The organism is Kosakonia sp. S57 (genome assembly GCF_016516575.1).
Lineage (GTDB): Bacteria > Pseudomonadota > Gammaproteobacteria > Enterobacterales > Enterobacteriaceae > Kosakonia > Kosakonia cowanii.
The window spans coordinates 123,939-148,421 of the sequence record NZ_JACVUL010000014.1 but is presented as its reverse complement, the minus strand read 5'-3'; the positions used below and the strand labels follow the sequence as shown (position 1 = coordinate 148,421).

General features: G+C 56.0%; 26 protein-coding genes and 1 other RNA gene. 17 read left to right on the top strand and 10 right to left on the bottom strand.

The genetic code is table 11. The annotated features are described in order from the left end of the window. Positions 1-206: 206 nt before the first annotated feature. Entirely contained in the window at positions 207-1,337 is a 1,131-nt protein-coding gene (gene rlmG / locus IAE48_RS15105; protein WP_042715479.1) for a 23S rRNA (guanine(1835)-N(2))-methyltransferase RlmG, read from the bottom strand. A gap of 70 nt (positions 1,338-1,407) precedes the next feature. Here rlmG and IAE48_RS15100 point away from each other — a divergent pair, with 70 nt between their 5' ends. The 4 genes from IAE48_RS15100 (at position 1,408) to sstT (ending at position 5,671) form a co-directional block, all read left to right on the top strand. Beyond that, complete coding sequence (locus tag IAE48_RS15100) at positions 1,408-1,899, top strand: M48 family metallopeptidase (RefSeq protein WP_023480715.1); 492 nt, start codon at positions 1,408-1,410, stop codon at positions 1,897-1,899. 82 nt (positions 1,900-1,981) lie between these two features. After that, positions 1,982-2,980: a Gfo/Idh/MocA family protein gene (locus tag IAE48_RS15095; RefSeq protein WP_094422181.1), complete on the top strand. Its 999-nt coding sequence runs from the start codon at positions 1,982-1,984 to the stop codon at positions 2,978-2,980. Between the two features lie 240 nt (positions 2,981-3,220). Beyond that, positions 3,221-4,186 (top strand): TerC family protein, encoded by a 966-nt coding sequence (locus IAE48_RS15090; RefSeq protein WP_094422183.1) that lies wholly within the window; start codon positions 3,221-3,223, stop codon positions 4,184-4,186. A gap of 240 nt (positions 4,187-4,426) precedes the next feature. Then, entirely contained in the window at positions 4,427-5,671 is a 1,245-nt protein-coding gene (gene sstT, locus IAE48_RS15085) for a serine/threonine transporter SstT (RefSeq protein ID WP_200134850.1), read from the top strand. A gap of 70 nt (positions 5,672-5,741) precedes the next feature. On the opposite strand, the gene IAE48_RS15080 is transcribed toward sstT, so the two are convergent. Further along, positions 5,742-7,229, bottom strand: coding sequence for a UxaA family hydrolase (locus tag IAE48_RS15080; protein WP_200134849.1), 1,488 nt, complete (start codon positions 7,227-7,229; stop codon positions 5,742-5,744). Positions 7,230-7,246: 17 nt separating this feature from the next. Beyond that, positions 7,247-8,659, bottom strand: coding sequence for a glucuronate isomerase (gene uxaC, locus IAE48_RS15075; protein WP_042715472.1), 1,413 nt, complete (start codon positions 8,657-8,659; stop codon positions 7,247-7,249). A 466-nt stretch (positions 8,660-9,125) separates the two neighbouring features. Here uxaC and IAE48_RS15070 point away from each other — a divergent pair, with 466 nt between their 5' ends. From IAE48_RS15070 to IAE48_RS15020, 11 genes are all read left to right on the top strand, one after another. Continuing rightward, a complete protein-coding gene (locus IAE48_RS15070) occupies positions 9,126-10,427 on the top strand; it encodes an MFS transporter (protein ID WP_042715470.1) in 1,302 nt (433 codons plus the stop codon). 121 nt (positions 10,428-10,548) lie between these two features. Next, positions 10,549-11,325 carry a transcriptional regulator ExuR gene (gene exuR, locus IAE48_RS15065; RefSeq protein WP_200134848.1) on the top strand — a complete coding sequence of 259 codons (777 nt, stop codon included), beginning with the start codon at positions 10,549-10,551 and terminating at the stop codon, positions 11,323-11,325. Positions 11,326-11,658: 333 nt separating this feature from the next. Further along, entirely contained in the window at positions 11,659-12,321 is a 663-nt protein-coding gene (gene yqjA, locus IAE48_RS15060) for a DedA family general envelope maintenance protein YqjA (RefSeq protein ID WP_042715467.1), read from the top strand. A gap of 6 nt (positions 12,322-12,327) precedes the next feature. After that, on the top strand, positions 12,328-12,714 hold the full coding sequence (gene mzrA, locus IAE48_RS15055) for an EnvZ/OmpR regulon moderator MzrA (protein WP_023480845.1): 387 nt from the start codon (positions 12,328-12,330) through the stop codon (positions 12,712-12,714). Positions 12,715-12,859: 145 nt separating this feature from the next. After that, on the top strand, positions 12,860-13,228 hold the full coding sequence (locus tag IAE48_RS15050; protein ID WP_042715465.1) for a DUF1090 domain-containing protein: 369 nt from the start codon (positions 12,860-12,862) through the stop codon (positions 13,226-13,228). 38 nt (positions 13,229-13,266) lie between these two features. Then, positions 13,267-13,569: a YqjD family protein gene (locus tag IAE48_RS15045; protein WP_023480772.1), complete on the top strand. Its 303-nt coding sequence runs from the start codon at positions 13,267-13,269 to the stop codon at positions 13,567-13,569. 1 nt (position 13,570) lies between these two features. Continuing rightward, positions 13,571-13,969 carry a phage holin family protein gene (locus IAE48_RS15040; protein ID WP_034813644.1) on the top strand — a complete coding sequence of 133 codons (399 nt, stop codon included), beginning with the start codon at positions 13,571-13,573 and terminating at the stop codon, positions 13,967-13,969. Further along, positions 13,966-14,256: a YqjK-like family protein gene (locus tag IAE48_RS15035; RefSeq protein ID WP_042715463.1), complete on the top strand. Its 291-nt coding sequence runs from the start codon at positions 13,966-13,968 to the stop codon at positions 14,254-14,256. The genes IAE48_RS15040 and IAE48_RS15035 overlap by 4 nt, the downstream gene beginning before the upstream one ends. 212 nt (positions 14,257-14,468) lie before the next feature. Then, a complete protein-coding gene (locus IAE48_RS15030) occupies positions 14,469-14,861 on the top strand; it encodes a DoxX family protein (protein ID WP_042715462.1) in 393 nt (130 codons plus the stop codon). 75 nt (positions 14,862-14,936) lie between these two features. Then, the gene (locus IAE48_RS15025; protein WP_200134847.1) at positions 14,937-15,923 is read left to right on the top strand and encodes a glutathione S-transferase family protein; all 987 of its coding nucleotides are present in this window, start codon (positions 14,937-14,939) and stop codon (positions 15,921-15,923) included. Positions 15,924-16,047: 124 nt separating this feature from the next. Next, entirely contained in the window at positions 16,048-16,428 is a 381-nt protein-coding gene (locus IAE48_RS15020) for a DUF805 domain-containing protein (protein WP_042715499.1), read from the top strand. A 2-nt stretch (positions 16,429-16,430) separates the two neighbouring features. On the opposite strand, the gene IAE48_RS15015 is transcribed toward IAE48_RS15020, so the two are convergent. After that, positions 16,431-17,327: a LysR family transcriptional regulator gene (locus IAE48_RS15015; RefSeq protein WP_042715458.1), complete on the bottom strand. Its 897-nt coding sequence runs from the start codon at positions 17,325-17,327 to the stop codon at positions 16,431-16,433. Positions 17,328-17,432: 105 nt separating this feature from the next. On the opposite strand from IAE48_RS15015, the gene IAE48_RS15010 reads away from it, so the two are divergent. Next, on the top strand, positions 17,433-18,134 hold the full coding sequence (locus tag IAE48_RS15010; RefSeq protein WP_042715456.1) for a pirin family protein: 702 nt from the start codon (positions 17,433-17,435) through the stop codon (positions 18,132-18,134). 25 nt (positions 18,135-18,159) lie between these two features. Further along, positions 18,160-18,324 (top strand): hypothetical protein, encoded by a 165-nt coding sequence (locus IAE48_RS15005; RefSeq protein WP_023480931.1) that lies wholly within the window; start codon positions 18,160-18,162, stop codon positions 18,322-18,324. Between the two features lie 39 nt (positions 18,325-18,363). Here IAE48_RS15005 and IAE48_RS15000 read toward each other — a convergent pair whose 3' ends face one another. From IAE48_RS15000 to IAE48_RS14975, 6 genes are all read right to left on the bottom strand, one after another. Next, complete coding sequence (locus IAE48_RS15000; protein WP_200134846.1) at positions 18,364-19,116, bottom strand: glutamine amidotransferase; 753 nt, start codon at positions 19,114-19,116, stop codon at positions 18,364-18,366. Between the two features lie 313 nt (positions 19,117-19,429). Continuing rightward, an RNA gene (gene rnpB, locus IAE48_RS14995) (RNase P RNA component class A) lies at positions 19,430-19,808 on the bottom strand. Between the two features lie 32 nt (positions 19,809-19,840). Then, positions 19,841-20,986, bottom strand: a complete 1,146-nt coding sequence (gene garK, locus IAE48_RS14990) for a glycerate 2-kinase (protein WP_200134845.1) — start codon at positions 20,984-20,986, stop codon at positions 19,841-19,843. Positions 20,987-21,088: 102 nt separating this feature from the next. After that, complete coding sequence (gene garR, locus IAE48_RS14985; RefSeq protein ID WP_023480910.1) at positions 21,089-21,979, bottom strand: 2-hydroxy-3-oxopropionate reductase; 891 nt, start codon at positions 21,977-21,979, stop codon at positions 21,089-21,091. Positions 21,980-22,009: 30 nt separating this feature from the next. Continuing rightward, positions 22,010-22,780, bottom strand: coding sequence for a 2-dehydro-3-deoxyglucarate aldolase (gene garL, locus IAE48_RS14980; protein ID WP_023480795.1), 771 nt, complete (start codon positions 22,778-22,780; stop codon positions 22,010-22,012). Between the two features lie 26 nt (positions 22,781-22,806). After that, on the bottom strand, positions 22,807-24,141 hold the full coding sequence (locus IAE48_RS14975; protein ID WP_200134844.1) for an MFS transporter: 1,335 nt from the start codon (positions 24,139-24,141) through the stop codon (positions 22,807-22,809). Between the last annotated feature and the right edge of the window lie 342 nt (positions 24,142-24,483).

Below are 24,483 nucleotides of genomic sequence, written 5' to 3'. Positions count from 1 at the left end.
CGTAAGCCGCCATCCGGCAGAGCGCCTGATGGCGCTGCGCTTATCAGGCCTGTGGGGTTTGAGATGTTGTAGGCCGGATAAGGCGTGAGCCGCCATCCGGCAGAGCGCCTGATGGCGCTGCGCTTATCAGGCCTGTGGGGTTTGAGATGTTGTAGGCCGGATAAGGCGTAAGCCGCCATCCGGCAAGGCGCCTGATGGCGCTGCGGTTAGCGCTTTTTGCGCACTTTAACCGATTTGAGGATCACGAATTTATTGTTGGTCGCCACGGTTTCGCAGTTGCCAAACACGCGTTTGAGCTTGCGGAAATAGTCGAGATGGCGATTGCCGACAATACGTAATTCACCGCCATACTTCAGGCAGCGGCGCGCATCGTTAAACATCTGCCAGGCAATGTGATCGGTGATGGCACTCTGCTGATGAAATGGCGGATTACAGAGCACCGCCGCAAAGCGATCCGGCTCAATGCCGGAGAGCGCGTTGTTAATCATAAACTCACAGCGCTCCATATCCTCCGGCAGGTTGCTCTCCACGTTCAGACGCGAAGAGGCGACCGCCATGGCTGACTCATCAACAAACAGCACCTGCGCCTGCGGGTTGCTGGCCAGCAATTGCAGGCCAATCACGCCATTGCCGCAGCCGAGATCGACCATCTCGCCCTCAACATTTTCCGGCAGATGTTGCAGGAAAAAGCGTGCGCCAATATCCAGCCCGCTGCGGGAAAAAACATTCGCGTGGTTGTGAATGGTCCATGGTGTACCGTCCAGCTTCCAGCTTGCCAGCAGCGAGGTTTCAACAGGCGCGGGAGCGTTAAAGGTGCAGTTGATCAGGCGCGCTTTGCGCCATGCCAGCGTCGTGGTGGTCGGGCCGAGGATCTTTTCAAACAGCGCCATCGTCGAATTGTGAATATCACGGGTTTTCGCACCGGCGATAATCCGCGTCTGCGGCGTAACCACCTCGCGCAGGGCGCGTAGCTGCTGTTCAAGCAGCGCCAGCTGTTTCGGTATTTTAATCAGCACTAAAGCCGGATTGGCCGGCAGCGGGCTGAGGCAATCCTGAAAAGTGACCGCCTCTTCATCCAGATCGTTAATACGCAGGTTATGCTGCGTTGCCAGCTCGGCAATAAAGGAGTCGTTAATCGATACCGGATGATGGGCCGCCAGCGCGCAGGCCAGCGCGCCGAAGCTGTCGTTGAAGATCAGAACCGGGCCATCGACCGCATCCACCTGTTGCAGAAGATACTCATCCGCTGCATCCCACGCCTGTAGCGACGCCTCTTCCACGCCGACAGGGAATCTGTCTAAAGTGAATGACTGTCCGTTTAACTCAACCTGGCTCATCGACCCTCCGCAATGCTAAAATTCGCGCGTTTTATCGCTCAATTACGTAAGGATGTAAACACATTTCACCATGAAGACCCTCACCTATCTTCAGGGCTATCCTGAATCCCTGCTGGCGCAGGTACATACGCTGATTGAGCAGAACCGTCTGGGCGAGGTGCTGGCAAAACGCTACCCCGACAGCCACGGCGTCACCACCGATAAAGCGCTCTATCACTATACGCAAGAGATGAAAAATCAGTTTCTGCGTAACGCCGCGCCGGTAAATAAAGTGATGTATGACAGCAAAATTCATGTGCTCAATAATGCCCTTGGCCTGCACACCGCCATTTCCCGCGTGCAGGGCGGCAAGCTGAAAGCGAAAGCGGAGATTCGCGTCGCCACCGTTTTCCGCGATGCGCCGGAAGCGTTTCTGCGCATGATTGTGGTACACGAACTGGCGCACCTGCGCGAGAAAGAGCATAACAAAGCCTTTTACCAGCTCTGCTGTCATATGGAGCCGCAGTACCACCAGCTTGAGTTCGATACCAGGCTGTGGTTGACCCATCTCGCCTTGCGCTAAGCATGCGCGCCAGCGCACTGGTTTTGTCATGTTGACGTGCTAGAGTGACAGCGGAACCCTTTAACGGAGAAGTAGCGCCTTTATGATACGTTTCGCTGTCATAGGGACGAACTGGATCTCGCGCCAGTTTGTCGATGCCGCCCATGAAACGGGCAAATACAGACTTACCGCCGTCTATTCCCGCAGCCTTGAACAGGCGCAAACCTTCGCCACCGACTACCCTGTCGAGCATCTCTTTACCTCACTTGAAGAGATGGCACAGAGCGATGCGATTGACGCGGTCTATATTGCCAGCCCCAACTCCCTCCACTTTTCCCAGACGCAGCTGTTTCTCAGCCATAAAAAGCATGTGATCTGCGAAAAGCCGCTGGCCTCAAACCTGCGCGAAGTGGAGGCCGCCATCGCCTGTGCCCGTGAAAACCAGGTGGTGCTGTTTGAAGCCTTCAAAACCGCCAGCCTGCCAAACTTCCTGGTGCTGAAACAGTCGCTGGCGAAAGCGGGCAAGCTGCGTAAAGCCTTTATTAACTACTGCCAGTACTCGTCACGCTATCAGCGTTTTCTCGACGGCGAAAACCCCAACACCTTCAACCCGGCGTTCTCAAACGGGTCGATTATGGATATCGGGTTTTACTGCCTCGCCTCGGCGGTGGCGCTGTGGGGCGAACCGCACAGCGTGCAGGCCTCGGCGAGCCTGCTCTCAAGCGGCGTCGACGCGCACGGCGTGGTGGTGATGAATTACGGCGATTTCAGCGTCACGCTGCAACACTCGAAAGTGAGCGATTCGGTGCTGGCGAGTGAGATTCAGGGTGAAGCGGGCTCACTGGTGATTGAAAAGATTTCCGAATGCCAGAAGCTCGCCTTTATCCCGCGCGGCGGCAAAGCGCAGGAGCTGACCCAGCCGCAGCATATCAACACCATGCTGTATGAAGCCGAAACCTTCGCGCGGCTGGTGGAGGAGAGTGAGGTGAATCACCCGGGACTCGCCGTCAGCCGCATTACGGCGAAACTGCAAACGGAGATCCGCCGCCAGACCGGTGTCGTCTTCCCGGCCGATGATGTCAGCGCCCAGCTCCCTGCGTAAAGCTTCGTAAGAAGCGCTGGCGACACATTGACCAGCTCAATGTGTTGACATAATTTGTTACCAGCAAAGGGGAGTAACTTCTTCGCCGGTGGGTCGTCATTACGGTGCGTTAAGCACCCGGTCGCCGGGCGTCGTTATCGACGTAAGTGAGACCTTGCCGGAAGGCGAGATCCCCCTGCACCAGGCAAGCGGCTAACGTCTTCTGACGTTGGCCGTTTTTGTTTGCGTGAGGATCTGGTAATGAATAGTGTTGGCACACCGATGTTATGGGGCGTTTTCGCCGTTGCCGTGGTGATGATGCTGGCGATCGACCTTCTGCTTCAGGGGCGTCGCGGCGCACATACGATGACCATGAAGCAGGCGGCCGTGTGGTCAGTGGTGTGGGTTAGCCTGTCGCTGCTGTTTAATGCCGCCTTCTGGTGGTATCTGACGCAAACCGAAGGGCGCGCGGTCGCAGATACCCAGGCGCTGGCGTTCTTAACCGGTTATCTGATTGAAAAAGCCCTGGCGGTGGATAACGTCTTCGTCTGGCTGATGCTGTTTAGCTACTTTGCCGTCCCTGCGGCGTTGCAGCGCCGGGTACTGATCTATGGCGTACTCGGAGCGATCGTGCTGCGTACTATCATGATCTTCGCCGGTAGCTGGCTGATTACCCAGTTCTCATGGCTGCTCTACGTTTTCGGTGCTTTCCTGCTCTTTACCGGCGTGAAGATGGCGCTGGCGAAAGAGGATGAGAAGGGCATTGGCGATAAACCGGTGGTGCGCTGGCTGCGTAGCCATCTGCGCATGACCGACAGCATCGAAAGTGAGCACTTCTTTGTGCGCAAAAACGGACTGCTGTATGCCACACCGCTGCTGCTGGTGCTGATTCTGGTGGAGCTGAGCGATGTGATCTTTGCCGTCGACAGCATCCCGGCGATCTTCGCCGTCACCACCGATCCCTTTATCGTCCTCACCTCTAACCTGTTTGCTATTTTGGGGCTACGCGCGATGTACTTCCTGCTGGCAGGCGTGGCGGAGCGCTTCTCAATGCTCAAATATGGTCTGTCAGTGATTCTGGTGTTTATCGGTATCAAGATGCTGATCGTCGATTTCTTCCATATCCCGATTGCCATCTCCCTTGGCGTGGTGGGCGGTATTCTGGTGCTGACGCTGCTGATTAATAGCTGGGTTAACTACCAGAACGACAAGAAAAACCGCGCGTAAGCCGTAAATCGCCGCTCTGCCACCCCGGCGAGCGGCGATTTACCACTCCCTGTCGTGCTGGTCACAAAATGCCGACGGCAAAAATGAAAAAGACGCGCCAGAGCGTAAAAGTAGAAATCTCTCTCTTCCCTGTTCTCACAGAGTTCATATACTCCTTTCAGCAAACAATTGTTACATCCTGACAAAGCTCTGTTTAAAAGAGCAGCGGGGTGTGATTCCACAACACGAAAGGAAAATGGCATGACAACACACCGCTCGTCAGGGTTGCTGCAACGTTTCGTTGATGGCAGCCTGGTGAAACAGATTCTTATTGGCCTCGTTCTGGGGATTTTACTGGCGTGGATCTCAACGCCCGCCGCTATCGCCACCGGTATACTCGGTACGCTGTTTGTCAGCGCCTTAAAAGCCGTTGCGCCGGTGCTGGTATTGATGCTGGTGATGGCGTCCATTGCCGGGCACCAGCAGGGCCAGCGCACACACCTTCGTCCGGTACTGTTTCTTTATCTTCTCGGCACCTTCTCTGCCGCGCTTACCGCGGTGGTGGTCAGTTTTCTCTTCCCTTCCACGCTTCAGCTCGCGCCCGGTGCCAGCGATATTACGCCGCCCTCCGGCATTATTGAGGTTCTGCGCGGCTTGCTGACCAGCATGATTGCCAACCCGGTGACGGCAATGATGGAAGCAAACTATATCGGTATCCTGGTGTGGGCCGTCGGGCTGGGTTTTGCCCTGCGTCACAGCAGTGAGACGACGAAAAAGATGGTGCAGGATATGTCGGGCGCCGTCACCTTTATGGTGCGGATCGTGATTCGTTTTGCGCCGATTGGCATTTTCGGTCTCGTCTCCTCGACCCTTGCCACGTCGGGTTTCGGCGCGCTGTTAGGCTATGCGCAACTGCTGCTGGTGCTGGTGGGCTGCATGGCATTTGTCGCACTGGTCATTAACCCGCTGCTGGTCTACTGGAAGATCCGCCGTAACCCCTACCCGCTGGTCTTGACTTGCCTGCGCGAAAGCGGCGTAACGGCCTTTTTCACCCGCAGCTCGGCGGCGAATATCCCGGTCAATATGACGCTGTGTGAAAAGCTCAATCTCGATCGCGACACCTACTCCGTCTCCATCCCGCTGGGAGCAACCATTAATATGGCGGGCGCGGCGATCACCATTACCGTGCTGGCGCTGGCGGCGGTACATACGCTGGGCATTACGGTCGATCTGCCGACGGCGCTGCTGCTGAGCGTGGTGGCGTCGCTCTGTGCTTGCGGTGCATCGGGTGTGGCGGGCGGCTCGCTGCTGCTCATCCCGCTGGCCTGCAACATGTTCGGTATCTCCAACGATGTCGCCATGCAGGTGGTGGCTGTCGGCTTTATCATCGGCGTGTTGCAGGACTCCTGCGAAACCGCGCTCAACTCCTCAACCGATGTGCTGTTTACCGCTGCGGTGTGTCAGGCGGAAGATGAGCGGCTGGTAAAGAACGCGCTGCGTAGCTAACCGGCGGAGAGGCAAAAAAAAGCGGCGCTGTCAGGGTAGCGCCGCTTTGCTTAGTGCACCTCAGTGCGATTTATAAAGTTACGCCACTTTTGAAGATGGCTAACTCACGGAAATCATTTTTCTCATTGCAGGTTTGCTTGCCGTTAGCAATATCAACAATCACATCGACAAACTCCTCCAGAAGCTGCGGCATTGCTTTGCCGTGGATCAACTGACCTGCATCAAAATCGATCCAGTGTTTCTTTTTCGCCGCCAGCTCACTATTGGTGGCGATTTTCACCGTCGGCACAAAACCGCCGTAGGGCGTCCCGCGACCGGTGCTGAACAGCACCATATGGCAGCCGGCACCGGCTAACGCGCTGGTCGCCACCGCATCGTTGCCCGGTGCGCTCAGCAGATTGAGGCCGTGGTTTTGCAGACGCTCGCCGTAGCGCAGCACATCAACCACCTGGCTGGCACCCGCTTTCTGCGTACAGCCCAGTGACTTCTCTTCCAGCGTGGTGATGCCGCCCGCTTTGTTGCCCGGCGACGGGTTCTCATAGATCGGCTGATTGTGGGCAATAAAGTACTGTTTGAAGTCGTTAACCATGGTCACGGTCTTCTCAAAGGTACTTTCGTCACGGCAGTGGCTCATCAGAATGCGCTCAGCGCCGAACATCTCCGGCACTTCGGTTAGCACCGTGGTGCCGCCGTTGCCAATCACATAATCAGAGAAGCGGCCGAGCATCGGGTTGGCGGTAATTCCGGAAAGCCCGTCAGAGCCGCCACACTCCAGCCCAAATTTCAGCTCGCTCAGTTTACCCGGCTCGCGCTTATCGTGACGCATCGCCTCATAGAGCGCATGCAGATGCTCAAGCCCCGCTTCCACTTCGTCGTCCTGGTGCTGGCAGACCATAAAGTGGACGCGGTCAGCATCAAATTCACCCAGCGTCTGGCGGAAAGCGTCAACCTGGTTGTTTTCACATCCAAGGCCAATCACCAGCACCGCGCCCGCATTCGGATGACGCACCATGTTTTGCAGCATGGTGCGCGTATTGATGTGGTCGTCACCCAGCTGTGAGCAGCCGTAGGTATGGCTGAAGAGGTAAACGCCGTCGATATCTTCGGCGTCATGGGTCTCTTTCAGGAAGCGGTTCTGGATCTGACGAGCGATGCCATTCACGCAGCCGACCGTCGGCAGGATCCACAACTCATTACGGATCCCCACTTCCCCATTCGCCCGGCGGTAGATCTGCACGTCACGATCGCCCGCCTGGCTGCCCTCATCCTGAAAATCAGGTTGATAGCTATACTCGTCCAGATCGCTGAGGTTCGTTCGCGCATTGTGGGAATGGATATACTCGCCCGACGCGATATCTGACGTCGCATGACCAATCGGCAGACCATATTTAACAATGTTTTCGCCCTGCTTAATGGTGTGCAGCGCAAACTTGTGCCCGCGCGATACGGCCTGGCGCAGCTGTACGGTCTGGTTGTCGATAATGACTTCCGCGCCTTCAGCAAGATCGGCCAGCGCTACTGCGACGTTATCCAGCGAATGGATCTTGATGTATTGCATATCAACCTCAAACGGCCCTAGTTCAGTTCAATCGCGAAGTAATCACGCGCATTGTTAAAGCAGATGTTTTTCACCATCTCACCCAGCAGTTGAATGTCAGCCGGGGCTTCGCCCGCTTCCACCCAGCGGCCAATCATCTGGCAGAGGATGCGACGGAAATATTCATGACGGGTATAGGAGAGGAAGCTGCGGCTGTCGGTCAGCATGCCGACAAAGCGGCTCAGCAGGCCAAGCTGCGCAAGCTGAGTCATCTGACGCTCCATGCCATCTTTCTGATCGTTAAACCACCAGCCGGAGCCGAACTGCATTTTGCCCGGCATGCCTTCACCCTGGAAGTTACCGATCATCGTACCCAGCACTTCGTTATCGCGCGGGTTCAGGCAGTAAAGGATGGTTTTCGGCAGCAGGTTATCTTCATTCTGCTTGCTCAGCAGTTTGGATAGCTCTTCCGCCAGCGGACGGTCATTGATGGAGTCGAAGCCGACATCCGGGCCGAGCAGTTTGAACTGACGCTGGTTGTTATTACGCAGCGCGCCAATATGATACTGCTGCACCCATTCGCGACGGGCATACTCCGCGCCGAGCCATACCAGCACCGCAGTTTTAAACTGCGCCACCTCTTTCTCGCTCAGGGTTTCACCCGCCAGGCGACGCGCCAGAATGGCGTCGAGCTCTGATTCAGAGGCTTCGGCAAACAGCACCACGTCCAGCGCGTGGTCAGAGACTTTACAGCCGTGCGCGGCAAAGTGATCGAGGCGTTTGGTCAGCGCGGTTTGCAGATCGGTAAAGCGGCGGATCTCGGTATCAGAGACTTCACCCAATTTCGCCATGTAGTCGTTAAAGGTCGCCTGTTCAATATTGAAGGCTTTATCCGGACGCCAGCTCGGCAGCACTTTGGTGCTGAAAGTCGTCTCTTTGGCGATCGCCGCATGGTGCTCCAGGGAGTCAATCGGATCATCGGTGGTACCGACCATTTTGACGTTCATCTGCTGCATGATGCCGCGCGCGGAGAAGCTATCCTGCGCCAGCAGTGCGTTACCACGCTCCCAGATCTCATCAGCCGTTGCAGGCGACAGTAGCTTACCTGTAATACCAAACGGGCGGCGCAGCTCAAGATGTGTCCAGTGGTATAACGGGTTGCCGATAGTGTGCGGTACGGTCGCCGCCCAGGCGTCAAACTTCTCACGATCCGACGCATCGCCGGTACAGAGACGCTCCGGCACGCCGTTAGTGCGCATCGCACGCCACTTGTAGTGGTCACCTTTCAACCAGATGTCATACAGGTTTTTGAAACGGTAATCTTCCGCGATCTGCTGCGGCGGCAGGTGGCAGTGGTAGTCGAAAATCGGCTGGTCTTTGGCGTAGTCGTGGTACAGACGGCGGGCAAATTCGGTATCTAGCAGGAAATCTTCGGTCATAAACGGGGTCATTATCGTCTTCCTCTCAACGAGTGCGTCTGATGTCTACCTTAATGCTGTCAAAGTTATCACACCAATTTCTATAGACCGAAGGTATTTTCGTGAGTTGGATCAATAAAAGCAGACAAAAACTGACACGCTAATTGGTTAAACCACCCGCCAGGCCGCGCCAAATCTGGCTCTCCGCGCCTAAGTTAAAGACCACACAAAGAAAAACACTTTTGTGATGTCACTCACCTTTTCAAGTTGTATGACAAGTTATCTTGCTGCCGTCGAATTGATAACCCGACGGAATGCATTCCCGATAAGACGTTAATCGGAATTAACGGTACGGACGCCGACTTACAAACAGAACGTTTACTGATGGCAGGCTTGGGCCGTAGCGGAACCTCTTTCCGGTTACGCCCTCCCGTTTCCACCCTCCGATGCGAGCGAAGGGTGTCCGCGCAAGCGGTAATAACATAACGATGAGGTTTACATGCGTAAAATCAAAGGATTACGTTGGTACATGATAGCGCTGGTGACGGTCGGCACCGTGCTTGGCTACCTGACACGTAACACCATAGCGGCAGCCGCTCCGACGTTGATGGAAGAGTTGCACATCTCGACTCAGCAATATTCGTATATCATCGCGGCCTATTCCGCGGCCTACACCATCATGCAGCCGGTTGCGGGCTACGTCCTCGACATTCTGGGCACCAAAATTGGTTACGCCTTCTTCGCAATTACCTGGGCTATCTTCTGCGGCGCGACCGCACTGGCAGGCAGCTGGGGAGGTCTGGCACTGGCACGCGGCGCCGTGGGCGCAGCTGAAGCGGCGATGATCCCGGCAGGCCTGAAAGCGGCTTCCGAATGGTTCCCGGCAAAAGAGCGCTCCATCGCCGTCGGCTACTTCAACGTCGGTTCATCGATTGGCGCGATGATCGCGCCGCCGCTGGTGGTATGGGCAATCGTTATGCACAGCTGGGAGATGGCGTTCGTTATCTCTGGCGTACTGAGCTTTATCTGGGCGATGGCCTGGCTCATCTTCTATAAGCACCCGCGCGATCAGAAAAAATTGAGCGAAGAGGAGCGTGAATACATCATTGGCGGTCAGGAAGCACAGCACCAGACCAACAACGGCAAGAAAATGTCCGTTCGCCAGATCCTTGGCACCCGCCAGTTCTGGGGTATCGCGCTGCCGCGTTTTCTGGCTGAACCAGCCTGGGGTACTTTTAACGCCTGGATCCCGCTGTTCATGTTCAAAGTGTATGGCTTTAACCTGAAAGAGATTGCGATGTTCGCCTGGATGCCGATGCTGTTCGCGGATCTCGGTTGTATCGTGGGCGGTTATCTGCCGCCGCTGTTCCAGCGCATCTTCGGCGTGAACCTGATTGTCTCGCGTAAAATGGTGGTCACCATGGGCGCGCTGCTGATGATTGGCCCAGGCATGATTGGTCTCTTTACCAGCCCGTATGTGGCGATTGGCCTGCTCTGTATCGGCGGCTTTGCGCACCAGTCTCTCTCCGGCGCGCTGATTACGCTCTCTTCTGACGTATTTGGTCGTAACGAAGTGGCAACTGCCAACGGCCTGACCGGGATGGCAGCATGGATGGCAAGCACCATGTTCGCCCTGGTAGTGGGTGCGCTGGCAGATACCATCGGCTTTAGCCCACTGTTCGCGGTACTGGCGCTATTTGACCTGATGGGCGCGGTGCTCATCTGGACGGTGCTGAAAAACAAATCTGCCGAAGAGGTAGCAAAAGAGCAGGCTGTCGGCTCGCCCGCCGCACAAAGTTAGCCCGCTTTTTTTAAAACTATTTAAAGCCGCCTGAGGGCGGCTTTTTCGTTATTGACAATGGTGAGAAGGCGCTAAAAGTGGTATAACAAATCCCATTATTGCCCTCTCCTCTGGAGCCTGTATGGAAATCTCCGAACCACGACGTCTCTACCAGCAACTTGCCGCCGAGCTTAAAAGCCGGATTGAGCAAGGCGTTTATCTTGTGGGAGAGAAGCTGCCCGCCGAACGCTTTATCGCCGATGAGAAAAGCGTCAGCCGGGCCGTGGTGCGTGAAGCGATCATCATGCTCGAAGTGGAGGGTTATGTCGAAGTGCGTAAAGGCTCCGGCATTCACGTCATCTCCAACCAGGCGCGCCATACACAAGCGCCGGATGAGAATCTTGAGTTCGCCAGCTACGGTCCTTTTGAGCTGCTGCAGGCGCGCCAGCTGATTGAGAGCAATATCGCAGAGTTCGCTGCTACGCAGGTAACGAAGCAGGACATCATGAAGCTGATGGAGATCCAGGACAAAGCGCGCAAAGAGAAGTGCTTTCGCGACTCTGAATGGGATTTGCAGTTCCACGTACAGGTGGCGCTGGCAACGCAGAATACGGCCCTGGCCGCTATCGTTGAAAAGATGTGGACGCAGCGCGTGCACAACCCCTACTGGAAGAAACTGCACGACCATATCGACCTGCGCACCGTTGATAACTGGTGCGACGATCATGACCAGATTCTGAAAGCGCTGATCCGTAAAGATCCCCACGGAGCGAAGCTGGCGATGTGGCAGCACCTGGAGAACACCAAACAGATGCTGTTTAACGAAACCAGCGACGACTTTGAGTTCAACGCTGACCGCTACCTCTTCGCCGACAACCCGGTAGTTCATCTCGATACGGCGGCTAACGGCACGAAATAAAAAATCCTCTGCAGGCGCGCACTTACACCGCGCCTGTAAGAATTTTGGGTAAGTGAAAAGTATAGAGTGTCAGCGTGTGTAAATACCCTCGCCTCTTTCCGCCTTCCCCCGGCAAAATCACTTCTGAGCGCTTTTCTGACTGACGCATTACCTCAGCCTTTGTTACAATTGGATGCATTTCGCTTCTGTGTGAGTCAGCGCTTGCTCACAGCGCCTCACCAGGATGACCCCTGCACCGGATGTGCCACGAGCGACCATAATGTATGAGAACGTATCGCCGTGCTGTTTCGTACGTAGCAGACGTGACGTAAACCGATGTACCAGGAACACCGAATGGAACTTTTAAGCCAGTTACTTCACGCCCTTTGGAGCCAGGATTTTGAGACGCTGTCGCAGCCTGGCATGATCGGCATGCTCTATTTCGTTTTATTTGTCATTTTATTTCTGGAAAACGGTTTGCTGCCGGCGGCGTTTCTGCCCGGTGATAGCCTGCTGGTGCTGGTTGGCGTATTGATTGCCAAAGGTGCGCTGGGCTTTCCGCAAACTCTGTTACTGCTTACCGTCGCTGCAAGTACCGGTTGCTGGCTGAGCTACATTCAGGGGCGCTGGCTTGGCAACACGCGGCTGGTGCAGAAATGGCTCTCTCATCTTCCGGCTCACTACCACCAGCGCGCGCACCATCTGTTCCATAAACATGGGCTGTCGGCGCTGTTAGTTGGGCGCTTTATCGCATTTGTTCGCACGTTGCTGCCAACTATTGCCGGACTCTCTGGTCTGAGCAATACGCGTTTTCAATTTTTCAACTGGATGAGCGGCCTGCTGTGGGTGCTGATCCTGACAACGCTGGGTTACCTGTTGGGCATCACGCCGGTGTTTAAAAAGTATGAAGATGCGTTGATGTCCTGTTTGATGCTGCTTCCGGTGGTGCTGCTGGTGATTGGCCTGGTTGGCTCACTGGTGGTGTTGTGGAAGAAAAAACATAGCAATCGGAGCTAAAAGACAATGGAACTGCGTGCGCCTTTTCTGCGCTGGGTATTTACAAGCCTCACTGCTGCGGCGCTCTTTTGCGTGCTGTTTCTCGCCTGGACGGCGGTGCAAAATCGCGAGTCGACGCTTGCGATCCGCCCGCTGACGCAAAACATTACCGTGCCGGATGGTTTCTCCATCTGGCATCATCTCGACGCCAACGGCATTCACTTTAAAAGCATCACCCCGCAGGATGACACCCTGCTGATTAAATTCGACTCCAGCGAGCAGAGCGCCGCCGCCAAGGCCGTACTGGATCGCACTCTCCCCCAGGGGTATGTCATTGCCGCTCAGGATGATGCCGACACCCAAACTTCTGCGTGGCTTAACCGCCTGCGCAACAGCACACACAGATTCGGCTAACCTCTCCAGGATTCTGAATCTTTTCACTAACTTTGGTGTTTAGCCGTTACTTAACTATGCTTGAGTAACGGGACCAGGGTTCACATTACGTAACTGGATGCTGGCGTACCCTGTTTCGCCAGCTAACAACGGAAGGTTATCGATTATGAAAAACCGCATCGCTATGGCGCTGGCTCTTTTTTCCGTTAGCGCTCTTTCCCATGCTGCTTCACCGTGTCAGGAAAAAGAGCATGAGATCCAACGCGAAATCAGCTATGCCGAAAAGCATAACAATCAGAGCCGTATTGACGGGTTGAATAAAGCCCTGCGCGAAGTTCGCGCCAGCTGTTCTGATGAGAAACTGCGCGCTGCGCATCAAAAGAAAATCGCTGAACAGAAAGAAGAGATTGCCGAGCGCCGTCGTGACCTGAGCGAAGCGAAAGAGAAAGGCGATGCGGACAAGATTCACAAGCGAGAGCACAAGCTGAAAGAGGCTCAGCAGGAGCTGAAATCTCTTGAAGCGCGTGACTACTGATTAAATGGAAATGACCACACACTCACCTGGAGAGAATTATGTCGAAAGATAATGCTGACCATCTGCGCGCTGAGTTGAAATCGCTGGCGGACACCCTGGAAGAAGTGCTGGGTAATTCTGGTGAAAAATCGAAAGAAGAGCTGAGCAAGCTGCGTACCAAAGCGGAAAAAGCGCTGCGTAACAGCCGCGACCGCCTGGGCGATACCGGCGATGTTATTGCTCGTCAGACCCGCGAAGCCGCTGCCCGTACCGATGAGTACGTGCGTGACAATCCGTGGGCCAGCGTTGGCATCGGCGCCGCAATCGGCGTGGTGTTAGGCGTTCTGATGTCGCGTCGCTGATATGGCGGATTCACGATACGCGCAAGGGCCTGGCAAAAGCGCGCTCGGGATTGGTCAGCGTATGCTGACCATTCTGGTTGAAATGGTTGAGACCCGCCTGCGGCTGGCGGTCGTTGAGCTTGAAGAAGAGAAAGCCAACTTATTCCAGCTGCTCCTGATGGTGGGGCTGACCATGCTTTTCGCCGCATTTGGCCTGATGAGTCTGATGGTGCTAATTATTTGGGCCGTCGATCCGCAATATCGCTTGAATGTGATGATTGCAACCACCGTAGTGTTACTGGTGCTGGCGCTGATAGGCGGCATTTCGACACTGCGTAAAGCGCGGGCCTCGACACTGCTGCGTCACACACGCCAGGAGTTGTCGAACGATCGCGCCTTGCTGGAGGACGATAAATCGTGAGCAGCAAAGCCGAACGTCTGAAGCGTAAAGCGCAATTGCTCAGCATGATCCAGCAGCAACGCCTGGATCTCACCGCCGGGCGCCGGGACTGGCTTGAAGCCACCGGCGCTTACGATCGCGGCTGGAACACGCTGTTAAGCCTGCGCTCATGGGCGCTGGTAGGCAGTAGCGCAATGGCTATCTGGAGCGTTCGCCATCCTAATATGCTGGTGCGCTGGGCCAGACGCGGTTTCGGTGCCTGGAGCATGTGGCGGCTGGTGAAATCCACCGTTAATGCGCAGCGCTAAAGCGTCACTTGCTTGCTAACACGGGCGATCCTGGGATCGCCCGTTTGCTTTTGTGCTTAGGCAATTTTTTTGAAAGATTTCGACAGTTTTCCTAGCTAACAATATTTTCCCTCCGCGATTAATATCCTCTCCATCAACTGCAAGCCCGCGGCATACGCCGTTTCTTACACAATTTTTACTGCATAACGCCTATGCGGTTCCTGGAGAGAAAGATGAAAAAATTAGACGATGTTGGTTTCCTGGTTGCTCGTATCCTGATGCCGATCCTGTTTATCGTTGCAGGCTGGGGCAAAATCACCGGTTATGCAGGTACTCAGCAATATATGGAATCGATGGGCGTACCGGGCTTCTTTCTGCCGCTGACCATCCTGCTTGAGTTTGGCGGCGGTCTGGCCATTCTGTTCGGCTTCCTGACCCGCACCACCGCGCTGTTCACCGCCGGCTTTACGCTGCTGACGGCGTTTATCTTCCACAACAACTTTGCGGAAGGCGCGAACTCCATTATGTTCATGAAAAACCTGACCATCGCTGGCGGCTACCTGCTGCTGGGCATCACCGGTCCGGGCGCGTTCAGCATCGACCGCGTACTGAATAAAAAGTGGTAAGCGCTCTATACTGACTGAATACACCAAAGCGAGGAGTTCACTCCTCGCTTTTTGCTATCAGAAGGAGAAGCAGCAATGGGACAACTGATTGACGGCGTCTGGCACGACACCTGGTATGACACCAAATCCACCGGCGGGCGCTTTAAACGTTCAGAATCGGCGTTTCGCAACTGGCTGACCGCCGATGGCGCTGCCGGCCCCTCTGGCGAAGGCGGGTTTGCCGCTGAAAAAGATCGCTACCATCTCTATGTTTCGCTTGCCTGCCCCTGGGCACACCGCACGCTGATTTTGCGTAAGCTGAAAGGCCTCGAGCCTTTTTTACCGGTTTCGGTCGTGCATCCGCTGATGCTGGAAAATGGCTGGACCTTTGGCGAGGATTTTCCCGCCGCGACGGGTGATACCCTTTATCAGCATGAGTTTCTCTACCAACTCTATCTGCATGCCGATCCGCACTATACCGGGCGCGTAACGGTGCCTGTGGTGTGGGATAAGAAGAATCACACCATCGTCAGCAATGAATCGGCGGATATTATTCGCATGTTCAATACCGCATTTGACGGGCTGGGTGCTAAAGCCGGGGATTACTACCCGCCTGAACTGCGCGAGAAGATTGACGAGCTGAATGGCTGGATCTACGACAATGTGAATAACGGCGTCTATAAAGCCGGTTTCGCCACCAGCCAGCAGGCCTATGATGAAGCGGTAACCGGGGTGTTTAGTGCGCTGGAGCGCCTGGAGCAGATCCTTGGGCGGCACCGCTATTTGACGGGGGACCGTCTGACCGAAGCGGATATCCGTTTATGGACAACGCTGGTGCGCTTCGACCCGGTCTATGTGACGCACTTTAAATGCGATAAGCGCCGCATCAGTGATTACCTCAACCTGCATGGCTTCCTGCGCGACCTCTACCAGATGCCGGGCATCGCCGAGACGGTTGATTTCGCGCATATCCGCAATCACTACTATCGCAGCCATAAAACGCTGAACCCGACGGGGATTATCTCCATCGGCCCGTGGCAGGATCTTGATGAACCGCACGGTCGTGACAGCCGTTTTTCCTGAACTTTCGGGCGCGTCACATCGCGCCCAAATAATTCCCCGCCCGACTTATCCCTTTGTAAATTTGCCGTCTATTCTTACTGTTATCGTTGTTAAAACAACGGATTGACCGTTGACCGAGGTAAAAATGGACTGGTATTTCTGGGTACTTCGTAATTACGCCACTTTCCACGGACGCGCCCATCGCCGCGAATTCTGGATGTTCACACTCGTTAACATCATCCTGTTCGGCGTGCTGAATGTGATTGATCGTATCGTGGGCTGGCACCACATCTTAAGCCTTGTTTACGCCCTGCTGATGCTGGTGCCGACGCTGGCGGTACAGGTGCGCCGCCTGCATGACACCAACCGCAGCTGGCGCTGGCTGCTGCTGATGATTATTCCGCTGTTTGGCTCGCTGGTGCTGCTCGCGTTCTATAGCCAGCGCGGCACGCCGCAGGAGAACGAGTTCGGCCCGGAACCGCAGCCCTTCCCGCAAACGGTCCAGGCGACCGAGCGCGGCGCGTAGCGTTATTTACCGGCAAAAAGCTTGGGGATCTCGCGCAGACACCACGATTTCCCCTCGCCCATGCTGTCGCGGCGCCAGGCCATAATAATATCCACCTCGCTGGTGTATTCCGGGCTGACCACGCGCAGGCGGCCCTCCGCAATATCACGCTCAACCAGCGGATAGGGCATGGTGGCGACGCCCAGCCCGGCGAGTAGCGCCTGGCGTTTATCTTCAATTGTACTGACCGTCAGCCTCGGCTGTTTATCCAGTAGCTGAACCGTAAGCACCGGGCGTTCGCGGGCGGTATCTGCCACCGCCACGCCGCGGTACTTCACTCGCGTCACTTCAGAGAGTGGCTCCGGCTCCTGATGAATCGGGTGCTGCGGCGCGGCGACATAGACGTTCATCACGGTATAGAGCTTGCGGGAGTTGATCTCCGATGAGGAGCGAAAGTGCATATCCGGCGCGATAACAATATCCGCCCGCCCCTGCTCCAGCCGCTCCCAGGCTCCCGCCAGCACTTCGGTGATAATCGATAGCTGAGTTGTGGCTTTCGCCGCCAGTCTCTCCACCAGCGGAAACAGTTCCACCGTTGGCACCAGCGCTTCCGTCACCAGCGTTAAATGGGTTTCCCAACCGCGCGCCAGCGCTTCGGCGTCGGTCGTCAACTTATCAGCCGCTTCCAGCAGAACGCGCCCGCGCTCCAGCAACATACGCCCGACATTGGTGAATTTGGTGCGGTGGCCGGAGCGGTCAAACAGCACCACATCCAGCTCTTCTTCAAGTTTTTGCATGGTGTAGCTGAGCGCGGAGGGGACACGCCCCAGTTCATCCGCAGCGGCGGCAAAGCTACCGCGGCGGTCAATTGCATCCATCACGCGCAGTGCTTCCAGCGTCAGTGCCCTTTCTTTGGCCATAGGCGTTCTCATTCAGGAAATTTGAACATACCGGGCAGAATATCTGGCTAACAATGCAGCGTCCATCCCTTTAACATTGTTTTAAGTAAAGAGAGGTCAAGAATAATGATTACTACCCGAACGGCAAAACAGTGCGGACAAGCTGATTTCGGCTGGCTTAAAGCTCGCTACACCTTCTCCTTTGGACACTACTTTGATCCCAAACTGCTGGGTTATGCATCACTGCGCGTGTTGAACCAGGAAGTGCTCGCACCAGGGGCTTCTTTGCAGCCGCGCGCCTACCCGAAAGTGGATATTTTGAATCTGATTCTGGAAGGCGAAGCGGAGTACCGCGACAGCGAAGGCCACCATGTGCAGGCAAAAGCGGGTGAAGCGCTGCTTATCGCAACCCAGCCAGGTATCAGTTACAGTGAGCACAATCTGAGTAAAGACAAGTCGCTTACGCGCATGCAGCTATGGCTGGATGCCTGCCCGGAGCGGGAAAACGCGCCGGTGCAGAAGCTGAACCTTGCTGATGATGCCTGCCAGTTGCTGGCCTCGCCCGATGGCGATAAAGGTAGCATGCAGCTGCGCCAACAAGTGTGGCTGCACCATATTTCGCTAAATAAAGGCGAAGAGCTGAAAATCGAATTACACGGACCGCGAGCCTATCTGCAGTCCATTCACGGGACGGTGCATGCCGTCACCCATCACAAAGAGCAAGAAGCCCTCACCTGCGGTGATGGCGCTTTTATTCGTGATGAAGCCACTATCACGCTGGTCGCCGACACGCCGCTTCGCGCGCTGTTGGTTGATTTACCGGTGTAATGAACATTTTTTATCAGGTGAGTAAATGAGTATCCGCACTATGTACAGTTCGTTCGATCGTGTCACCACGAGCCAGGAGAGTTCCGCCGCCGCAAACCAGGCGTTCGGGTTTGAAGAGATGCTGACGGAACTGGAAGTGATCGTCGAAGAAGCCGTTGTCCGTCTTGCTGAGGAAGAAGAAGCCGCCTGATTGCCAGCCCCGGCGCAAGCCGGGGTTCTGTTCCTGCCTTTATGATGCCGCGCGCAGTGAAAGCGCCCTCTCCTCCCTGAACGCCTCCTGCATAAACCGCCGTAAAATCTCCGCCGCACCCGGCGCGGGTATGACGCCTGCGATCAAGCTGTCAGTGTCGCCACCCTCTTTTTCGATATGGGGACGGTTAAGCCGTAGCAGATCGGTGGCGATCTCCGGTCGCATTTCGGGGTGAAACTGCACCGAAAACGCATTCGGCCCGTAACGCACGATCTGATGCGGATCGTGAATCGAGGCACCGAGCACCGTAGCGCCAATGGGTAAACGGGTGACCGTCTGTCGATGGGTCAGGTGGGCGGGAAAGCTCTCTTCAAGATGCGCAAGCAGCGGTTCGTGAGCAGCGGCAGCATTGAGATAAACGGTTTTGGTTCCCGCTTCACGGCCATCCTTGTGGTACTGCACATCGCCACCCAGCGCCCAGGCCATCAGCTGATGACCATAGCAGACGCCAAATAGCGGCATTTCCATCGCCATCGCCTCACGGATCCACGCGGCGGTCTGCTCGCTCCAGGGCAATCTGTCCGTGACCATCGCCCAGGATCCGGTGATGATCGCCGCCCGGCGCGGATCCGGGGTCGGCAGCGCTTCGCCTTCGAAAACGCGGATCACCTCAACATCATCAAGCTCACATCCCAACAGTTGGCAAAACCAGAGCGGCACATCGCCGTGCGCGTCACGCATGGTCTGCGGGGCGTTCCCCATCTGGAGAATCAAAATCGATTTTTGTTCCATAACAGCAACGCCTCCCATGGCGAAAAAATAGACATGTGCCAGACAGGTTAGCGCGTTTCGCCGCGAGGTTGATCGATTAATTGTTTATGAATTAGACAGAATTAGCGTAGAGAGCGTGAAAATAGCCCAGCATCGAAGCCGTTTGTAGGCGTGATAAGCGCAATTTGTAGGCCTGATAAGCGCAGCGCCATCAGGCATTTGCACCCATCGTCGGATGGCGGCTCGCGCCTTATCCGGCCTACGTAAATACCGGGGTCAGCTGTCGTTGTTGGCCCGGAAAAGCAAAAACCCCGCCGAGGCGGGGTTTTTTAAGAGGTGAAACTGACCGATAAGCCGGGTTCTGTCGTGGACAGTCATTCATCTAGGCCAGCAATCGCTCACTGGCTCAAGCAGCCTACCCGGGTTCAGTACGGGCCGTACCTTGTGAACCCCTATTTGGCCTTGCTCCGGGTGGAGTTTACCGTGCCGCGAACTGTTGCCAGACGCGCGGTGCGCTCTTACCGCACCCTTTCACCCTTACCTGATCCCGCTTGCGCGGGCCATCGGCGGTTTGCTCTCTGTTGCACTGGTCGTAGGCTTGCGCCTCCCAGGCGTTACCTGGCACCCTGCCCTATGGAGCCCGGACTTTCCTCCCCTCCGCCCGTCTCCCCCGAAGAGGACGACGACGAAGCGGCGACTGTCTGGTCAGCTTCGGCGCGCAGTATAGAGGGTTTGCGCCCGCGTGTCACCCTTCCGTCGACATTCCCACCGCCAGCGTCGCCGCGATATTTCGCGAGGCACGGTAAATGTTGTCAAACGCGCCGCGAAACGCCTCCTCCAGCGTGCCAATCGTGGTCAACACACTGAACACCGCGTCGATACCGTACTGATGCACCACGCCGACATCGCTGGTCAAACTGCCGGCGATACCAATCACTGGCTTATGGTATTTTTTCGCTACCTGCGCCACACCCACCGGCACTTTGCCGTGAATGCTCTGGCTATCGATGCGCCCTTCGCCCGTCACCACCAGCGTGCAGTCGATGATATGCTCCTCCAGATTAAGCGCCTGGGTAACAATCTCAATGCCACTGCGCAACTCCGCACCGAGAAACGCCATCAGCGCTGCCCCCATACCGCCCGCCGCGCCCGATCCCGGCACGCACTTCACATCGATATGCAGATCTTTTTTGATCACCTCGGCGAAGTGATCGAGGCTGCGATCCAGCTCAATGATCATCGCTTCCGTCGCGCCCTTTTGCGGGCCGAATATACGTGATGCGCCGCTCTCGCCGGTGAGCGGGTTGGTCACATCGCAGGCCACGCGGATCGTACACTTCTGCAAACGCGGATCGAGGCCAGAGAGATCGATTTGATTAAGGCCGATCAGGCTTCCGCCGCCGTGACCAATCTCTTTGCCGTTGGCATCCATAAGACGCGCGCCCAGTGCCTGCACCATACCGGCCCCGCCGTCATTGGTCGCGCTGCCGCCAATGCCGATGATAATGTTGCTCGCCCCCTTATCCAGCGCCTGCAAAATAAGCTCCCCGGTGCCGCGCGACGTGGTAATTAACGGATTACGTAATTGAGGCGCGACCAGAGCCAGCCCGCTTGCCGCCGCCATCTCAATAAAAGCAGTCGCGCCATCGCCCGAGCTTCCCCAGCAGGCTTCAACCGGCTCGCCCAGCGGGCCAGTCACGCGGGCGGTATGCATCGTGCCCTGCGTGGCGGCGATCATCGCCTCTACGGTACCTTCACCGCCATCCGCGACAGGAACAGAGACATAGTGCGCATCGGGAAAGATCTCCCGAAATCCTTTTTCTATTGCCTGCGCGACCTGCGTCGCAGAGAGGCTTTCTTTATAAGAGTCTGGGGCGATTACGATTTTCATAGTGGTGAGCCTGGTCAAGCCGCGCACGTCACCCTGCACGCGAAAGAAAGCCTGCAGAAGTGGATATCAAGAGAAGCAAGGGCGCGCCTGCGCCCTTTCTGATTAACGAGTGACTTCGACTTTCGCCAGTTTCTCGTAGTAGCACGCCAGCGCGCTGTGATCGGAGGTGCCCATGCCATCGGCACGCAGCGCCTGCATCATCTCCATTACGGCGGCGGTCAGCGGCAGCTGCGCGCCCACGCCGTGCGAGGTATCCAGCGCATTCGCCAGATCTTTGATATGCAGATCGATCCGGAAACCCGGTTTAAAGTTGCGATCCATCACCATCGGCGCTTTCGCCTCCAGCACCGTACTACCCGCAAGGCCACCGCGGATCGCCTGGAAGACCAGATCCGGGTTAACGCCCGCTTTCGTCGCCAGGGTTAAGGCTTCCGACATCGCGGCAATGTTAAGCGCCACAATCACCTGGTTTGCCAGCTTGGTGACGTTCCCCGCACCGATATCACCGGTGTGTACCACCGACCCCGCCATCGCTTTCATCAGGTCGTAGTGCTTATCAAACACGGCTTTATCGCCACCAACCATCACAGAGAGCGTGCCGTCGATCGCTTTCGGTTCGCCGCCGCTGACCGGCGCATCCAGCATCTCTACGCCTTTCGCTTTCAGTGCTTCGCTGATTTCACGGCTTGCCAACGGCGCAATGGAGCTCATGTCGATCAGCACCGTGCCCGCTCTCGCCCCTTCAATAATGCCGCCTTCGCCCAGCGCCACCTCTTTGACATGCGGCGAGTTCGGCAGCATGGTGATGATGACATCACACTGCTCGGCGATGGCTTTGGCATTGCTCGCGGTTTCTGCTCCGGCGGCGACCAGCTCGCCCACCGCGTCACTGTTGCGGTCGACGACCACCAGTGAGTAACCGGCTTTGATGAGGTTTTTACTCATGGGTTTACCCATGATGCCGAGGCCAATGAAACCGACTTTCATCGTCATAATTGCGTCTCTCTCTTTCAGGTGATGAGGTTATTTTTTAAAGGCGTCGGCGAGTCGCTGCGTCGCCGCACGGAATACGCCCAGATCGCTGCCGACGGCAACCACGGTCGCGCCCCACTCAAGGTAGCGACGCGCGTCAGCCTCAACCGGCGCCAGGATGCCGCTCGGTTTGTTGTGCGCCTTCGCGCGGGCGAAAATATGTTGAATGGTGCGCTGCACTTCCGGATGCGCGGCATTGCCGAGGTAACCGAGCGTCGCCGCCAGGTCACTTGGCCCGACAAACACGCCGTCCACGCCGTCGGTCGAGAGGATCGCGTCAAGGTTATCGACGCCCGCCTGGCTCTCTATCTGCACCAGAATGGAGATATTGGCGTTGGACTGGCGGAAGTAGTCCGGCACGGTGCCAAACATATTGGCGCGGTGCGATACGGAGACGCCGCGAATGCCTTCCGGCGGATAGCGGGTCGCCGCCACGGCCAGCAGCGCATCCTCTTCACTCTCGACGAAGGGAATCAGGAAGTTATAGAAACCGATATCGAGCAGGCGCTTAATGATCACCGCATCGTTGGTCGGCACGCGCACAACCGGCGCGCTGACGCTGCCTTTGAGCGCCATCAGCTGCGGTACAAAAGTGAGCACGTCATTGGGCGCGTGTTCGCCATCAAGCAGCAGCCAGTCGAAACCCGCCAGCCCCAGCACTTCCGTGCTGATATGGCTACCCAGCGCAGACCAGCAGCCAATCTGAACCTGCTGCGCGGCCAGCGCGGCCTTGAATTTGTTAGGGAAGATATCGTTAGTCATCTTTTGTACCTTAAATGTGTTGGTGCTTATTTCTTCAGTTCCATACGTTTGATGTCGCCGACGACAAACAGGTAACAGACCATCATCATCAGGGCTGAACAGCCGACGAATACCAGCGCACCGTTGAAGGAGTGCAACTCTTTTACCATGTAGCCGATAACCAGCGGCGTCGCGATAGAGGCCACATTACCAAAGACGTTAAATACGCCGCCGCACAGGCCGACAATCTCTTTCGGCGCCACGTCGGAAATCACCGGCCAGCCGAGCGCACCAAAACCTTTGCCGAAGAAGGCCAGCGCCATCAGCGCGACCACCAGCGCGGTGTTGTCGGTGTAGTTACAGAGGATAATGCTGGAGGCCAGCAGCATCCCCATCACGATAGGCACTTTACGCGCCACGGTCAGGGATGAGCCACGTTTAATCAGGTAATCGGAGAAGAGCCCGCCCAGCACGCCGCCGACAAAGCCGCACAGCGCCGGAATGGAGGCCACAAAGCCCACTTTGAGGATCGACATCCCCTTCTCCTGCACCAGGTAGATGGGAAACCAGGTGAGGAAGAACCAGGTGATGGTGTTGAGGAAGTACTGACCAAAGAAGATGCCCAGCATCATACGGTTGCTCAGCAACTGCTTGATGTAATCGAGCTTCGGCCCGGCTTTCTTGTCGTCGCCCGCTTTTTTGTGATCCATATCAACCACCGCGCCGTTCGCCGCAATGTACTCCAGCTCTTCGCGGGTCATACGCGGATGGTCGGTTGGGTTATGCACAAACTTCACCCATGCAAAGGTCAATACAAAACCGATCGCGCCCATGACGGTAAAGACGTGCTCCCAGCCCCAGGCGTAGGTCAGCCAGCCGAGCAGCGGCGAGAAGAGCGCCAGCGAGAAGTATTGCGCCGAGTTGAAGAGTGCCGAGGCGGTGCCGCGCTCCTTCGCCGGAAACCATGCCGCAACGATGCGCGCATTTGCCGGGAAGGAGGGCGCTTCAGAAAAACCGAGCATAAAGCGCATGATAAACATCGACACCCCGGCCCAGGCGAGCGGGAAGACATCAACAAAACCTTGCAGGAAAGTGAAGAGCGACCAGAAAAAGAGGCTGTAGGTGTAGACGCGTTTGGAGCCGAAGCGGTCGAGCAGCCAGCCGCCGGGGATCTGCATCAGCAGGTAGGCCCAGCCAAAGGCGGAGAAGATATAACCCATCGAGACGGAATCGAGTTGTAGCTCTTTGGCAACATCGGTTCCGGCAATAGAGAGTGTGGCACGGTCAGCATAGTTAACTGCGGTAACAATAAATATAATCAACAAAATTAAATAACGGGTAGGAATCGCCCGTTTTGCTTCGACGGTTTGTTCAATAGCCATTTTAATTTCCTCGGACACCGCTAACTTTTAAATATATTTATTTGGGTGGTTTATCTGATGGTATTTAACGACGTAGAGTTAATTCAGATAACAGATACAGAGATTTAATTAGCCCTCAGTATAAGCAGCGTCGGGAGAGCACACATTGTAACCTTGCTCAATTTTTTAACTATTTAAAAAGATTATTTTGAGCATATGCCCATAAAGCTGGGCGCTGATGCACACTTCTTGCATTATGCCGCCGCGCAGCGTGCGGCCCAGCGTTAATAAGTGATATGCGTCACATTTTAATGATTGAACTCCTGACATTCTTATTTCCAGTGAACAAGACTTTTCTTGCTG